11 protein-coding genes are annotated in these 15,027 nt (G+C 65.4%); 5 read left to right on the top strand and 6 right to left on the bottom strand.

Annotated features, from left to right (window positions below; all coding sequences use genetic code 11):
- The first annotated feature begins 16 nt into the window (after positions 1-16).
- The 3 genes from dprA (at position 17) to ABIC76_RS09690 (ending at position 4,549) form a co-directional block, all read left to right on the top strand.
- On the top strand, positions 17-1,222 hold the full coding sequence (gene dprA / locus ABIC76_RS09680) for a DNA-processing protein DprA (RefSeq protein WP_354533818.1): 1,206 nt from the start codon (positions 17-19) through the stop codon (positions 1,220-1,222).
- 62 nt (positions 1,223-1,284) lie between these two features.
- Positions 1,285-1,665 carry a thioredoxin family protein gene (locus ABIC76_RS09685; RefSeq protein ID WP_316888990.1) on the top strand — a complete coding sequence of 127 codons (381 nt, stop codon included), beginning with the start codon at positions 1,285-1,287 and terminating at the stop codon, positions 1,663-1,665.
- Positions 1,666-1,918: 253 nt separating this feature from the next.
- A complete protein-coding gene (locus ABIC76_RS09690) occupies positions 1,919-4,549 on the top strand; it encodes a DNA topoisomerase III (RefSeq protein WP_102064157.1) in 2,631 nt (876 codons plus the stop codon).
- Positions 4,550-4,622: 73 nt separating this feature from the next.
- On the opposite strand, the gene ABIC76_RS09695 is transcribed toward ABIC76_RS09690, so the two are convergent.
- Positions 4,623-5,561 (bottom strand): LysR family transcriptional regulator, encoded by a 939-nt coding sequence (locus ABIC76_RS09695; RefSeq protein ID WP_009239399.1) that lies wholly within the window; start codon positions 5,559-5,561, stop codon positions 4,623-4,625.
- A gap of 452 nt (positions 5,562-6,013) precedes the next feature.
- On the opposite strand from ABIC76_RS09695, the gene ABIC76_RS09700 reads away from it, so the two are divergent.
- The gene (locus tag ABIC76_RS09700) at positions 6,014-7,702 is read left to right on the top strand and encodes an AMP-binding protein (protein WP_354533819.1); all 1,689 of its coding nucleotides are present in this window, start codon (positions 6,014-6,016) and stop codon (positions 7,700-7,702) included.
- A 47-nt stretch (positions 7,703-7,749) separates the two neighbouring features.
- Here the strand turns inward: ABIC76_RS09700 and rodA are convergent, their stop codons facing one another.
- From rodA to ABIC76_RS09725, 5 genes are all read right to left on the bottom strand, one after another.
- The gene (gene rodA, locus ABIC76_RS09705) at positions 7,750-8,901 is read right to left on the bottom strand and encodes a rod shape-determining protein RodA (RefSeq protein WP_037026347.1); all 1,152 of its coding nucleotides are present in this window, start codon (positions 8,899-8,901) and stop codon (positions 7,750-7,752) included.
- Between the two features lie 23 nt (positions 8,902-8,924).
- Positions 8,925-11,330 carry a penicillin-binding protein 2 gene (gene mrdA / locus ABIC76_RS09710; protein ID WP_102064159.1) on the bottom strand — a complete coding sequence of 802 codons (2,406 nt, stop codon included), beginning with the start codon at positions 11,328-11,330 and terminating at the stop codon, positions 8,925-8,927.
- 42 nt (positions 11,331-11,372) lie between these two features.
- The gene (gene mreD / locus ABIC76_RS09715) at positions 11,373-11,885 is read right to left on the bottom strand and encodes a rod shape-determining protein MreD (protein ID WP_015856079.1); all 513 of its coding nucleotides are present in this window, start codon (positions 11,883-11,885) and stop codon (positions 11,373-11,375) included.
- Positions 11,886-11,901: 16 nt separating this feature from the next.
- Positions 11,902-12,948 (bottom strand): rod shape-determining protein MreC, encoded by a 1,047-nt coding sequence (mreC, locus tag ABIC76_RS09720; RefSeq protein WP_354533820.1) that lies wholly within the window; start codon positions 12,946-12,948, stop codon positions 11,902-11,904.
- A gap of 239 nt (positions 12,949-13,187) precedes the next feature.
- Positions 13,188-14,231 carry a rod shape-determining protein gene (locus ABIC76_RS09725; protein ID WP_004628293.1) on the bottom strand — a complete coding sequence of 348 codons (1,044 nt, stop codon included), beginning with the start codon at positions 14,229-14,231 and terminating at the stop codon, positions 13,188-13,190.
- Between the two features lie 491 nt (positions 14,232-14,722).
- Here ABIC76_RS09725 and gatC point away from each other — a divergent pair, with 491 nt between their 5' ends.
- Entirely contained in the window at positions 14,723-15,022 is a 300-nt protein-coding gene (gene gatC / locus ABIC76_RS09730) for an Asp-tRNA(Asn)/Glu-tRNA(Gln) amidotransferase subunit GatC (RefSeq protein ID WP_004628291.1), read from the top strand.
- Positions 15,023-15,027 lie beyond the last annotated feature (5 nt).

Genomic DNA, 15,027 nt, shown 5'->3' on the forward strand with positions numbered 1-15,027 from the left:
TACCGCAGTCCCTGATTTGACCGATGCATCCCAGGTCGCGGCGCCCGCCGCGGCCGACTCCACGGCTTCCCTCTCCTGCACGCGCGACCCGGCTGAACTGGCCGCGTGGCTGCGTCTGACTGAAACCCCCGGCGTCGGGCCCGTTGCCGCGCGGCAGTTGCTGGCGGCCTTCGGGTTGCCGCAAGACATCTTCGCTCAGCCATATGCCGCGCTCGCCAAAGTGCTTCCCGAGCGCCAGGCGCGGGCGGTGCTCGCCGAGCCCGACGACACGCTGTCAGCGCTGATCGAGCGCACCGTCGCCTGGGTGAACGAGCCGGGCAACGCCATCTTCACGCTGGCCGATCGCGGCTACCCGCCCCGCCTGCTCGAACTGCCGGACCCGCCGACCCTGCTGTACACCAAGGGCGACGCCTCCCTGCTGCGCGCGGCCGCGGTGGGCGTGGTGGGCGCGCGCAGCGCCACGGCCGCCGGCATTGAGAACGCCCGGGCGTTTTCCCAGGCGCTGTCGGCGGCGAGCGTGACGATCGTGTCGGGCCTGGCGCTGGGCATCGATGCGGCCGCGCATGAGGGCGCGCTGGCCGGTCCGGGAAGCACCATCGCAGTCGTGGGGACGGGGCTCGATATTGTTTACCCCGCCCGCAACCGGGCGCTGGCGCATCGCATTGCCGAGGCTGGCGTGATCATCTCCGAATACCCGCTCGGCATGGGCGCACGGGCCGAGAACTTCCCGCGCCGCAATCGACTGATCTCCGGCTTGGCGCGCGGGCTGCTGGTGGTGGAAGCGGCGGCCCAGTCCGGCTCGCTGATTACGGCGCGGCTGGCCGCCGAGCAGGGGCGCGATGTGTTTGCGATCCCCGGGTCGATCCATTCGCCGCTCGCCAAGGGCTGCCATCTGTTGATCAAGCAAGGCGCCAAGCTGGTGGAAACCGCCGCCGATATCCTCGACGAACTCGGCTGGGGGCGTGCTGCAACGCCGGCCAAACGTGCGACGCGCACGGCCGCGGTCCAGGCACCCGAGGCTGCGTCGGCCCCAGCCCGCGCGGCGCCGAGTGCGGCTGAAACGACGTTGCTCGACGCGCTTGGGTTTGACCCCGTCGATCTGGATACCTTGTGCGAGCGCACCGGCCAGGCAGCGGCTGCGCTGTCCGCGCAGCTTCTGGCGCTGGAGCTGGATGGCCGCGTCGAGCGTCAGCCCGGCGGGCGCTTCCTGCGGCTTCCGTGAAAGCGTGCCTACAATAGGCGCGACCCCCTCGCCACTCTGCTGATCGTTCAGCCCCGTTTTTCATGCCACTGCTCTCGCCCGACACCGACGCCGCTGCGCTGCACGCGGGCATCCGCTCCGGGCAACTGCTGGTCGCGTGCCTGTGCGCGGAGTGGTGTGGCACGTGCCGCAGCTATCGGACGACCTTCACTGAACTGGCGCAGCGGCATCCGGAGTGCTGCTTCGTCTGGGTCGATGTGGAAGACCATGCCGACGCGCTGGGCGATTTCGACGTGGAGAACTTTCCGACCCTGCTGGTGCAGCGAGGGAGCGATGTGTTGTTTTTCGGCCCGGTCTTGCCCCACGCGGGTGTTGTTGAGGGATTGCTTTCGCGTGATCTGAGCACGGCTTCGGCGGTGGCTTCGGCCCCTGACTTGCGAGGCTGGCTGCTGGAATCGGCGTGATTGCAGGCCTTGACAACGCCAAGCGCCGCATGCGCCACTCTATTGCGCCTGAAAAGGAACCGCGCTTATGATTGGCGGCCAAATTTGGGCCGGCCGAACATTGAGGACGCCCAAAGGGGCGCGCTGACAAGCGTCGCCGGCACTTGAAGTCGGCAGGCGTTGCCATAAGACTCTAAAAAAACACGCGAACGGTCGTTATAGAAAAGCGACTTCTTCTTTACCCGATTACTTGCGATCGCCAGGATCCGCTCACATGTCCAAGGCTCTCATCATTGCCGAAAAACCGTCGGTCGCCGCTGATATCGCGCGCGCGCTGGGTGGCTTCACCAAGCACGACGAGTACTTTGAGAGCGACGACTACGTCCTCTCGTCGGCGGTTGGCCACCTGGTCGAGATTGCCGCGCCGGATGAATACGAAGTCAAACGCGGCAAATGGAGCTTCGCGCATCTGCCCGTGATCCCGCCGCACTTTGACCTGCGCCCGATCGCCAAGTCGGAATCACGCCTGAAGGTGCTGACACGCCTGATCAAGCGCAAGGACGTCACCAGCCTGATCAACGCATGTGACGCGGGGCGCGAAGGTGAATTGATCTTCCGCCTGATCGCGCAACACGCAAACACCAAGTTGCCGGTGAAGCGTCTGTGGTTGCAGTCGATGACGCCGCAGTCGATTCGCGACGGCTTTGCCAAGCTGCGCAGCGACGAAGAGATGATCCCGCTGGCCGATGCTGCCCGCTGCCGTTCCGAGGCCGACTGGCTGGTCGGTATCAACGGCACGCGCGCCATGACCGCGTTCAACAGCAAGGGCGGCGGCTTCTTCCTGACTACCGTGGGCCGCGTGCAAACGCCCACGCTGTCGATCGTGGTGGAGCGCGAAGAGAAGATCAAACGCTTTGTCCCGCGCGATTACTGGGAAGTGCGCGCCGAGTTCATCGCCGCGGCCGGCCTGTACGAAGGCCGCTGGTTTGACCCGAAGTTCAAGAAGAACGAGTTCGATCCAGAGCAGCGCGATTCGCGTCTGTGGAGCGAGGCCGAGGCCAAGAGCATCGTGGCTGCGTGCCGCGACAAGCCGGGTTCCGTGACGGAAGAATCGAAGCCGTCGACGCAGATGTCGCCGGCCCTGTTCGACCTGACCAGCCTGCAGCGCGAGGCCAATGGCCGCTTCGGCTTCTCGGCCAAGAACACGCTGGGCCTGGCGCAGGCGCTGTATGAAAAGCACAAGGTGCTGACCTACCCGCGTACCGATTCGCGCGCGCTGCCCGAAGACTACATGGGCACGGTCAAGCAGACGCTGGACATGCTGGGCGAAAGCTCGCCCAACTACCTGACGCATGCGAAGAAGATCCTGGCCAACCAGTGGGTCAAGCCGAACAAGCGGATCTTCGACAACAGCAAGATCAGCGATCACTTCGCCATCATCCCCACGCTGCAGGCACCGAAGAACCTCTCGGAGCCCGAGCAGAAACTGTACGACCTGGTGGTGCGCCGCTTCCTGGCAGTGTTCTTCCCGGCCGCCGAATACCAGGTCACCACGCGGATTACCGAGGTGGCCGGGCATCACTTCAAGACCGAAGGCAAGGTGCTGGTGAATCCGGGCTGGCTGGTCGTGTACGGCCGCGAGGCGCAGGGCGAAGACGCCAACCTCGTGCCGGTCGCCAAGGATGAGAAGGTCAAGACGGACAAGGTCGAGCCGGTCGGCCTGACCACCAAGCCGCCCGCACGCTACAACGAAGCGACGCTGCTGTCGGCCATGGAAGGTGCCGGCAAGCTCGTCGACGACGACGCGCTGCGCGAAGCCATGGCCGGCAAGGGCCTGGGCACGCCAGCGACGCGCGCGGCCATCATCGAAGGTCTGCTGACGGAAAAGTACCTCGTACGCGAGGGCCGCGAGCTGATTCCGACGGCCAAGGCCTTCCAGCTGATGACGCTGCTGCGCGGCCTGGGCGTGGAAGAACTGACGCAGGCCGAGTTGACCGGCGGTTGGGAGCACAAGCTTTCGCTGATCGAACGCGGTCAGCTGGAGCGCGACGAATTCATGCGCGAGATCGCGCAGATGACGCAGCAGATCGTCAAGCGCGCCAAGGAATACGACAGCGACACCATCCCCGGCGACTACGCGACGCTCTCCACGCCATGCCCGCAGTGCGGCCACGTGGTCAAGGAAAACTACCGCCGCTTCGCCTGCAGCCACTGCGATTTCTCGATCAGCAAGATCCCGGGTGGCCGCCAGTTCGAGCTGGACGAGGTGGAAGAGCTGCTGACCAACAAGACCATCGGCCCGCTGCAGGGCTTCCGCAGCAAGATGGGCCGGCCGTTTGCCGCCATCCTCAAGCTGGCGCAGGAAGACGGTCACTGGAAGATGGAGTTCGACTTCGGCCAGAACGACGAAGACGATGGCGAGCCGGTCGATTTCTCCGGCCAGGAAAGCGTCGGCCACTGCCCGAAGTGCAACGGCAACGTCTACGAGCACGGCCTGAAGTACGTGTGCGAGAACGCCGTGGCGCAGCCCAAGACCTGCGACTTCACCACCGGCAAGATCATCTTGCAGCAGGAGATCAGCCGCGAGCAGTTGGCCAAGCTGCTGACCGAAGGCAAGACCGACCTGCTGACCGGCTTCAAGTCGGCGCGCACAGGGCGCAACTTCAAGGCGTTCCTCGTCAAGCAGCCGGACGGCAAGATCGGCTTCGAATTCGAGCCACGTGGCGAAGGCAAGGGCAAGCCCGGTGCCAAGACTGCGGCGAAGAAGACGACGGCCGCCGCCAAGACGCCCGCTGCCAAGAAGGCGCCCGCCAAGACCGCAAGCAAGACGGCCGCAAAGAAGGCCCCGGCGCGCAAGAAAGCCGCTGAAGCCGAGGCCGATGAGGAAAGCACCAGCGAAACCTGATTGCGGTTTCGCAGGCATCAATGCAAACGGGAGGACACTGTCCTCCCGTTTTGTTTTGGCGATGCGGCTCCGCTTATGCGGCTTCGCTGAGGCCGCGCCCAGCACGCGCCTCGCTGTGCTTGACCTCCATCGCCTGGGCCAGCATGTAGTCGATGAACGTCCGGACCTTCGTCGGCAGGAACTTGCGGCTTGGGTACACCAGCGACAGCGACCGGTGCGGCAGCTTGTATTGCGGCAGCACGCGCACCAGTCGTCCGGATTCCAGATCCGGCCGGGCCATGTACGACGACAGAATCGCGATGCCCATGTCGGCGAGCACCGCGCGGTGCATCAGTTCGGCATTGCTTGTGACGAGCGAAGGCTGCACCGGCACCGAGATCGACTGGCCGTCGGGCGTGCTCATCTCCCATTCGTGACGCAGTTGCGGGTGCCACATGGCGATGACGCGGTGCTCGGCAATATCTTCGGCGCGCTGCGGCGTGGAATGCTGGCGGAGGTAGGCCGGCGTTGCGGCCATGACCATCTCCGCAGAAATCATCCGGCGTGCGACGAGGTGCGAGCCGAGGCCGAGTTCCGAAACCATGATGCCGACGTCGCGGCCATCCTCGACGATGTCGATCGGGCGATCGGACAGCGCCACGTCAAACGTCACCTCCGGGTAGAGCTGCTGGAAGCGCGCGAGCAGCATCGGCAGCACGTGCAGCCCGAACATGACGGGGGCGACGATGCGCAGGCCACCGACGAGCGCCTGGCTGCGCGAGGTGGCGAGCGATTCCGCCTCGTCAATGTCGAGCAGGATCTGCGCACACCGCTGCAGGTAGGTTTCGCCCACGTCGGTCAGCGACAGGCTGCGCGTGGTGCGGTTGAGCAGGCGCGTGCCGAGATGCGCCTCAAGGTCGGCCACGTAGCGCGTGACCACGGCATTGCTCATCGACAGATGCTGGGCTGCCCGGGCGAAGCTGCCAAGCTCCACCACCTTGGAAAACACCCGCATCGACTGCAAACGATCCATTCCAGCCTCTCACATAATTTGTTGTCAAAAATAGAACAAATCTGTCATGACAGCAAATATTTAATATTGTCACAAGCAATTCACTGCCTAGGGGCAATCCTGGAATGTGAGCGCACGCTCAGGTTAGGATGTCGACCGGGTTTGCGTTTGCGCTATTTCATTGCCGTGGCTGGGTATCCGACTTCTCACCGATTGACGCCGTAGCAGATTTGCGCCGAGACTCTATACCGAACGGTAGATTTTTGTGGGATTCGTCTTGCGCGACGTCATGTTCGGCTCAAATCGTGGGTGGAACAGGGTCTTGCGCAAATCGGTGCGGCGGTGGCCAGACGGCTTCGCCATACTCGAACGATGGATGCCGCGAACCCTGACCCGCATGAGCGCCCCGCAACGAGGGCTGCCATCACGGCCGATGTCTCGCTTTGCGAGGCCGCCGGCCGAGGAGACACCACATGACCATCCAGAACCGCGAACCGGTCAATTATCTGGCGGGCGAAATGCCGCTGCACCGGTATTGCGCCCACCATGCGCAGCAAACGCCCGAGCGCATCGCCCTGTTGTGGTACGGCCGCACGATCTGCTGGCGCGAGCTGGACCAAGCCTCGACGCGGCTGGCGGTGCAGTTCCGGCGGCTGGGCGTGACACGCGGCGATCGCGTTGCGCTGTTTCTGCACAACTGTCCGCAAGCCATCGTGGCGCATCTGGCCACGGCCAAGCTCGGCGGCATCGTCGTGCCGTGCGGGCCGCTGTCGCGTCAACACGAACTGCGCGACCAACTGGCCGATTCCGGCGCCAAGATTCTGGTGGCTGCGGCAGACCTGATGCCGATCGTCGAGGCCGCCCGGCCCGGCACGTCGGTCACGACCGTCATCACCACGCGCTATGCCGATCTGCAGCCCTCGCAGCCGGCGTGCCGCAAGGCACTGGCCGTGCCGCCCGAGCTGATTGCCGCCGATGCCTCGTCTGCGCCGCCGCTCAAGAACAAGCCGGGCGCCGCGCAGCTTGACCTGATGCAGTTGATGGCCGAACCCGTGGATGTGGCCGAGCGCGATGCCGTGGCCGCCATCCAGGTTGGCTTGGATGAAGTGGCGCTGATGGTCTACACCTCCGGCACCACCGGCCGCCCGAAGGGGGCCATGCTGACGCACCGCAACGCGCTGTACAAAACGGCTGTCACGGTGCAGGTCGGTGGCATCCAGGCGGCCGACGTGCTGCTCGCCGTGGCGCCGCTGTCGCATATTGCCGGCATGCTGATGGGCATGAACGTGATGCTGTATTCCGGCGCGCCCACCATCCTGCTCTATCGTTTCGATCCGCTGGCCGTGCTGCAGGCCATCGACCGCTACCGCGTCACGTGGTGGTACAGCATGACGCCGATGAACCTGGCGGTGATGGCCCATCCGGATGCCGCGCAATACCGCACGGAATCGCTCGTGACCAACCCATGCACCAGCTTTGGCGTGACGTTGACGGAGGCGATCGCCGAGCAGTGGCGCGCCTTTGCCGGCCCGCAGTGCCGAACCTACGAAGCTGCATACGGCCTGTCGGAAACGCATACCTGTGACGCCATCACGCCGGCCGATGCCCCGCGCTGGGGATGGCACGGCAAGATCGTCCCGCAGACAGAGGTACGCATCGTCGACCCGCACACCGGCGCAGAATTGCCGCCCGGCCAGGCGGGCGAGATCACCATCCGCAGCCCCGGCGTGTTCCGCGGCTACTGGCAGCGCGACGAGGCCACGCGCGCCGTCCTGCACAACGGTTTCCTGCGCACCGGCGACATCGGCCAGGTCTCGCCCGACGGCTACCTTCAGTGGCAGGGTCGCATCAAGGAGATGATCAAGGTGTCGGGCTACAGCGTGTTTCCGGAGGAAGTCGAGGCGCTGCTGTCGCGTCACCCGGGGATCCGCCAAGTGGCCGTGACGCCCATTCCCGATCCCGACAAGGGCGAAGTCGTCTGCGCGCACGTGGTGCCCATGAACGGCGTGACGCTCTCGGAAGCCGAGCTGATTGCCTGGTCGCGCGACAACATGGCACCGTACAAGGTGCCGCGGCGCGTGAAGTTCCACGATGCGCTGCCCGCCACCGCGACGGGCAAGGTGCTGCGAAGGTTGCTGCGCGAAGAGGCCATCGCCGCCTGAAAACGAAACGGCCGCCAGAATTTGGCGGCCGTTTCGTTTGTCAGGTGTCAGGTCTGCACGAAGCGTTTCTGTCGGGCGATGCTCATCAGGATGCCGATGCCCATGCCCAGCGTGACAAGCGCCGTGCCTCCGTAACTGATGAGTGGCAGCGGCACGCCCACCACAGGCAGGATGCCGCTCACCATGCCCATGTTGACGAAGGCGTAGGTGAAGAAGATCAGCGTGATCGACCCTGCCAGCAGGCGCCCGAACAGTGTGCCTGCGTTGGCGGCAATGAAGAGCCCGCGCAGGATCAGCAGCAGATACAGGAACAGCAGCACGCCGTTGCCCACCAGCCCGAATTCCTCCGAATACACCGCGAAGATGAAGTCGGTGTGTTTTTCGGGGATGAACTCCAGGTGGGTCTGCGTGCCTTTCAGCCATCCCTTGCCCGTCACGCCGCCGGAGCCGATGGCAATGATCGACTGGATGGTGTGGAAGCCCTTTCCGAGCGGGTCGGTGGTCGGATCGAGCAGCGTACAGACGCGGTGCTGCTGGTAGTCGTGCAGGATCGGCCAGTTCACGCCCGGTGCGCAGATGCGCGACTCGAACGACACCACCAGCGTGATCGCGGTCACAGCAACCACCAGCACCGGCACGATCAGCCGCCAAGACAGTCCGGCGAAGTAGATCACGTAGATGCCGGCCGCGAGGACCAGCAGCGCGGTGCCCAGGTCCGGCTGCTTGGCGATGAGCCCGACGGGAATCAGCAGCAGCAAGGCGGCCGCCAGATAGTCATACCAGTGGATCACGCCCTCGCGCTTCTGGAAGTACCACGCCAGCATCAGCGGCATGGCGATCTTCATGATCTCGGAGGGCTGGACCACCACGCCGATATTGAGCCACCGCCGCGCGCCCTTGCGGATGAGCCCGAACGCCGCCACGCCAATCAATAACGCCACGCCGACGGTGTAGAGCGGCACCGCGAAGCGCATCAGCGTCTGCTGCGGCAGGTTGGCGATGATCCACATCAGCACGAACGACAGCAGGATGTTGCGGACTTGGTCTTCCACCCGACCCGGCATGTCGATGGCAGCTGAGTACAGCGCGATCAATCCGGTGCCGAGCAGCAGGAAGACGATCAGGGCCAGCGGGCCATCGAAGCCCGTGAAGAGCGACTTGATGACGTTGAATATGCGGCGCTTGTCCAGTTTGTCCATGGCGAAATCCTCAAGCGCAAATATCAGGGCGCGGCCGGCTTGGAGGCCGGTTTCTGCGCGGGCTTCGGTGCCGGCTTGTTGCCGGGCTTGGCGTCCTTCGCCCCCTTGGGGGCGGTGGCCGGCGCCGAAGCCGGTGCGGCAGCGTTGCCTCGTCCGCGCGGCGGCAGTTCTGGCGCCGGTTGCGCATGCGACAGCGCCTGCAGCACCTGGGCGTCGAGCGTGGCCGGGGCGACGGCCTCGGCGCTGGTGCCGGCCTCGCGCAGGGCCGGTGCTACGAGGTCCGGCGACAGCGGCGGCGCACTGCGCGTGCCGCCTGCCGCCACGGACGACGCAGCCGGCGCCGAAGCGGCGGTCGCAGCACCGGCGGCGGAAGCGGCCACGCCCGAAGCGGCAGCGACCCCGGATGCCGGCTCAACCGCCACCGGCGGTGCAGCCGTTGCGCTGGCGATGGTGGCCGTCTTGCCGGTCGAGAACACGCTCGGCGTATCCACCGGCGGTTGCTGCTGCGGTTTCGGCGCGGTGGCAGCCAGCTCGGCGGGCCACTTGCCGGTCAGGTAATAGTCCATCACCGCGCGTGCGATCGGCGCGGCCGATGCAGCGCCGAAGCCCGCGTTTTCCACGATCAGCGCGAGTGCGATCTTCGGATGGTCCGCCGGCGCAAACGCTTCGAACAACGCGTGGTCGCGCTTGTTTTCGGGAATGGCGTGGTGGTTGTATTTTTCGTTCTTGCCCAGCGAATACACCTGCGCCGTGCCGGTCTTGCCCGCCGACACATACTGCGCACCGATGAACGCCTTGGCCGCCGTGCCGGCCTGGTTCACGCCCACCATGGCGCGCTTGATCACGTCGATGTTGGCCTGCTTGAGCGGAATCCGGTAGCTCTCCGTCGGCACCGTCAGCGAGCGCGACTTGGACAGCGAATCTTCAACGGCCTTCACCAGGTGGGGCTTCATCACCACGCCGTTGTTGGCCAGCGTCGATATCGCGTGCGCGAGCTGCAGGATGGTGAAGTTGTTGTAGCCCTGGCCGATGCCCAGCGAGATGGTTTCGCCGTCGTACCACTTCTGCTGCTCGGGGCGCTTGTAGGCTTTGCGCTTCCACTCGGTGGACGGCAGGATGCCCGTGCGCTCGCCCTCGATGTCGATGCCCGTGACCTGCCCGAAGCCGAACGGCTTCATGAAATCGTGGATGGCATTGACGCCCATGTCGTTGGCGAGCCGGTAGTAATACGTGTCGCACGACGCCACGATGGAGCGGTACATGTCGACCCAGCCGTGCCCGCCCGGTACGTCATCTCGGAAGGTGTGGTTGCCCAGCGTGAACGAGCCCGGGTCGGCCATGCCCCACTGCGGCGTGCGCTTGCCCAGCTCCAGCGCGCCCAGCGCCATGAACGGCTTGTACGTCGAGCCGGGCGGATACGTGCCGCGCAGCGGGCGGTTCAGCAGCGGCTTGTCCGGCGAGTTGTTCAGCTCGTTCCAGGTCGCGCTGTCGATCCCTTCAATGAACAGGTTCGGATCGAACGTCGGCTTGGAGACGAAGGCGAGGATGTCGCCCGTCTCCGGCTCGATCGCCACGAGGGCGCCGCGCCGGTTGCCGAAGAGTTGCTCAGCCAGCCGCTGCAGGTTGATGTCGAGCGACAGGATCAGGTTGTTGCCCGGCGTTGCCTGCGAGGTCGACAGCGTGCGGATCGGCCGTCCACCCGCGCTCACCTCCACCTCTTCATAACCCGTCAGGCCGTGCAGTTCGGTTTCGTAGCTCTGCTCGATGCCGACCTTGCCGATGTATTCCGTGCCGCTGTAGTTGTTCGAATCCTTGCGCGGGTCGTACGCCACGCCGGGCTGGCTGTTGGCATCGCTCATGTTGTCGATGCGGTCCAGATCGCGCTCGGAGATGCGGCCGATGTAGCCGATCACGTGCGACGCCGAGTCGCCCAGCGGGTATTGGCGGAACAGCCGCGCATGCACGTCCACACCCGGAAAGCGGAAGCGCTGCGCCGAGAACCGCGCGACTTCCTGGTCCGTCAGCTGACTGCGGATCGGCAGGCTTTCGAAGCTGCGCGCATCTTCCATCAGGCGCTTGAAGCGGCGGCGGTCGCGCGGCTGGATATCGACCACCTGGGCAAGCTGATCGATCGTGTTGTCGAGCGTGTCCTGCAGCTTGGACGGCGTGATCTCCAGCGTATACGCCGAATAGTTGCGCGCCAGCACCACGCCGTTGCGGTCCATGATGATGCCGCGGTTGGGCTCGATCGGCGCGACCGAGATGCGGTTGTCTTCCGCCTTGGCCGAGTACTGCTCGTGCTTGACCTGCTGCAGCCAGAAGAAACGCGCCAGCAGCAGCCCGAAGCAGACCAGCACGAACAGGGCGGCCGCCGCCAGCCGCAGGCGGAAGCGCGACAGCTCCTGTTCGACGTTGCGGATTTCGGTCATGCCAGGTGAAGGCGAATAGCTGGGTGCATCAGGTCGGCCGCCTCAGATGGGCCGAGTTTCGTCGACGCTTTCCGGGCGACGCTGCGGCGCCAGCAGGAAGGCGTTGGCGAACGGCCAGAGGGCAGCTTCGATCAGCGGCGGCAGGATGACCTGCCAGTCCGGCAGGTGCGCGCCCATCAGCAGGCGGATGACGATCGGCACGGCGTGCGCCAGCACCAGCAGCGGCAGCACGTGCAGCGCCTGCGACAGCACCGAGAACCACAGCACGCGCCGGTGAATCGTGATCGCAAAATACGACAGCATCGTGTAGGCCATCGCGTGTTCGCCAAGCAGACGTGCTTCGTGCACGTCCATCAGGAGGCCCAGCAGGAAAGCCACCACCATGCCCACGCGGCGCGGCTGATGGATGTTCCAGAACACCAGCACCAGCGCCACCAGATCGGGAATCCACTGCATGTGGCCCCACGGCATCAGGTTGAACAGGAACGCCAGCACGAAGCTGAATGCGATGAAGCCAGGGTTGACCGGGCGCAGCAGGTATTGGGGCGAGTTCATGATCGATGGCCTCGCTTCAGCGTTTTTGCGCTGAATCGGTGTCCAGCGGATTGCCGTCGGCGTCGGTCGGGCGCGGCGGCGGGGCGTTTTCTTCGGCGACCGGCGCGGGTGCCGGCACATTGGCTTCGGCGGCGGCGCGTGCGGCGCGGTCCTTTTCTTCGCGGGCGTCGCGGGCAGCGTTCTTGCCCTTGGCTGCGGGCGGCGGCGACAGATCCGTCGGCGGCGGGAAGCCCGATTCGTACTTCACGATCAGCAGGTGCCGGTTGCTGCGGATGCCGGCCACCGGCTCGCAGATCACGCGCGAGAACGCGGTATCAGCCTTGCGCTCGATTTGCGAAATACGCGCCACCGGCAGGCCCGCCGGATAGACGCCGTCCAGCCCCGACGTGACCAGCAGGTCGCCCTGCTGCAAATCGGCCGAGGCAGCCATGAAGCGCAGGTCCAGCGCGCCCGGTCGCGCTCCGCCAAACGCCACGCTGCGCAGGCCGTTGCGCACGACCTCCACGGGGATCGCTTGGTCCTTGTCCGTCAGCAGCGTGACTTGCGATTCGAACAGCGACACGCGCGTCACCTGCCCGACCACGCCGCGGTCGTCGATGACGGGGTAGCCAGCGCGCACGCCGTCCTTCGAGCCGCGATCGATCACGATGCGCTGCGTATAAGGGTCACGTGCTTCGTAGAGGACTTCCGCCGTCACCGTGGGCACCGCCGCGTGCTGCTTCAGATTCAGCAGCGTGCGCAGATTGCGGTTCTCGGCTTCGAGCTGCGAGGCGCGCAGCGATTGCTGCGCCTGGGCAACGGCCGATTCGCGCAGGTTGCGGTTATCGACGGCCAGCCTGGTGGACGACTGCGTGTAATCGAGCGCGGCGCGTGCCGTATCGCGTGGAATCAGCACCAGGCGCTCGACCGGGTACAGGATGACCGACACGACTTGCCGAATCACGCCCAGCACGGACATGCGGGCATCGATCACCAGCAATGCAAGCGCAAGCGCGAGCAAGGCGACCAGCCGCGCGGTGGCGGACGGGCCCTGCTTGAAGAGGGGCGGCGGGGAGTAATCCATGACCCGGACGCTTCAAATGGGCACGGCAGACGCGTGACGGTCAACGTCAAGGTCAACGGCCTGCCGGCAACAGATTGGGTGTGGCGCTGGTGCGGTGCCGAAGCCCGGGGTGGGCGGAGCACGGCGCACCGGCGCGAGACGCATCTCAGCGGTCCGCGAAGGCGGCTGGCGTGACCAGAACGGCAGTCACGAAATCGGCCGCAACAGCGGAACGCGGATCGGCGTGGCGCATGGTCCCGTTATTCGTACGAGAAGATGCTGCCCAGCTTGTCCATGCGTTCGAGCGCCATGCCTGAGCCGCGCACCACGCAGGTCAGCGGGTCTTCGGCCACCAGCACCGGCAGGCCGGTTTCTTCGGCCAGCAGGCGGTCCAGGTCGCGCAGCAGTGCGCCGCCGCCCGTGAGCATCATGCCGCGCTCGGCAATGTCGGCGCCCAGTTCCGGCGGGGTTTGTTCCAGCGCGATCTTCACCGACGAGACGATCTGGTTCAGCGGGTCGGTCAGCGCTTCCAGGATTTCGTTGGACGACACCGTGAAGGCGCGCGGAATGCCTTCCGACAGGTTGCGGCCCTTCACTTCCATCTCGCGCACTTCCGAACCCGGGAAGGCCGAACCGATTTCCTTCTTGATCGCTTCGGCGGTCTGTTCGCCGATCAGCATGCCGTAGTTGCGGCGGATGTAGTTGACGATGGCCTCGTCGAACTTGTCGCCGCCCACGCGCACGCTGCCCTTGTAGACCATGCCGCCCAGCGAGATGATGCCCACCTCGGTGGTGCCGCCGCCAATGTCCACCACCATCGAGCCCGACGGCTCCGACACCGGCAGGCCGGCGCCAATGGCAGCCGCCATCGGCTCTTCAATCAGGTACACCTGCGATGCGCCGGCGCCCAGCGCCGATTCACGGATGGCGCGGCGCTCGACCTGGGTCGAACCGCACGGCACGCAGATGATGATGCGCGGGCTCGGGCGCAGCAGCTTGGTGTCGTGCACCATCTTGATGAACTGCTTGAGCATCTGCTCGGTGACGGTGAAGTCGGCGATCACGCCGTCTTTCATCGGGCGGATCGCCTCGATATTGCCCGGCACCTTGCCCAGCATCTGCTTGGCTTCCTTGCCGACCGCCTGGATGGTCTTCTTGGCGTTCGGGCCGCCTTCCTGGCGAATGGCCACCACCGACGGCTCGTCAAGGACGATGCCCTTGTCGCGGACGTAGATCAGGGTGTTGGCGGTGCCGAGGTCGATCGCGAGATCGTTGGAGAAATAGCTGCGCAAAAAGCCGAACATCGAATGAATCCTGTTTTTCGAGTCATGGGCGGCCCAGCAGCAGGATTGCGGCGCAACGGCTGCACCAACGCGCGGACGTCGCAAGGGCATGCCATGCGGTCCGATCCTGCTACTGCGCTCCCGGGAATGTCGCGGGCTCCGTGGTGGTCGACGGTGGGGTGCCGTGGCACTGGCCATCCTGCCGAGGCTGGGCCGCCCGGAGAGGGGGCCCCCAAGGAACCTTTGATTAAGTGTCGCCTGATGCTGACGGTGCGACTGCCGGGAGGTTCCCGGGGTACTTAATCAGAGGGTCCGTGACTGCACGAAGTCGCCTGCTGACTTAGAAATTTAGTCGGCAATCATACCTTATAATTCGAGCGTTTCGCGGGCGTTTGGCGCCAAAATTGCGGCAAATCGGCGCTGTCAGCGCCCAACCTGAGCGGTCTTTGCGCGCAGTAGCCGTCGCTTGCCGTACGTTGCCCGCCCGCCGCTGCACTCACTGACCCACTCCGATGGCACTCGAACTCTCCGACGTCAAACGCATCGCCCATCTCGCCCGTATCGAAGTCTCTGAAGGCGAGGCGGCCCAGACCCTCACCCAGCTCAACCAGTTTTTCTCGCTGGTCGAGCAGATGCAGGCCGTGGACACCACCGGCATCGAGCCGATGGCCCACCCGATCGAGCAGGTCCAGGCGCAAGCCCAGCGTCTGCGCGACGATGCCGTCACCGAGGCCGACCGCCGTGCGGACTACCAGCAATGCGCGCCGGCCACCGAAGCCGGCCTGTACCTTGTGCCCAAGGTGATCGAGTAACGCGC

The sequence above is a fragment of the Ralstonia sp. 1138 genome, from assembly GCF_040544795.1.
In the GTDB taxonomy this organism is placed as follows: domain Bacteria; phylum Pseudomonadota; class Gammaproteobacteria; order Burkholderiales; family Burkholderiaceae; genus Ralstonia; species Ralstonia flatus.

Coding starts and splice junctions, on each gene's coding strand:
- ABIC76_RS09685 (WP_316888990.1), top strand. CDS start 1,285: ATGCCACTGCTCTCGCCCGACACCGACGCCGCTGCGCTGCACGCGGGC.
- ABIC76_RS09690 (WP_102064157.1), top strand. CDS start 1,919: ATGTCCAAGGCTCTCATCATTGCCGAAAAACCGTCGGTCGCCGCTGAT.
- ABIC76_RS09695 (WP_009239399.1), bottom strand. CDS start 5,561: ATGGATCGTTTGCAGTCGATGCGGGTGTTTTCCAAGGTGGTGGAGCTT.
- ABIC76_RS09700 (WP_354533819.1), top strand. CDS start 6,014: ATGACCATCCAGAACCGCGAACCGGTCAATTATCTGGCGGGCGAAATG.
- rodA (WP_037026347.1), bottom strand. CDS start 8,901: ATGGACAAACTGGACAAGCGCCGCATATTCAACGTCATCAAGTCGCTC.
- mrdA (WP_102064159.1), bottom strand. CDS start 11,330: ATGACCGAAATCCGCAACGTCGAACAGGAGCTGTCGCGCTTCCGCCTG.
- mreD (WP_015856079.1), bottom strand. CDS start 11,885: ATGAACTCGCCCCAATACCTGCTGCGCCCGGTCAACCCTGGCTTCATC.
- mreC (WP_354533820.1), bottom strand. CDS start 12,948: ATGGATTACTCCCCGCCGCCCCTCTTCAAGCAGGGCCCGTCCGCCACC.
- ABIC76_RS09725 (WP_004628293.1), bottom strand. CDS start 14,231: ATGTTCGGCTTTTTGCGCAGCTATTTCTCCAACGATCTCGCGATCGAC.
- gatC (WP_004628291.1), top strand. CDS start 14,723: ATGGCACTCGAACTCTCCGACGTCAAACGCATCGCCCATCTCGCCCGT.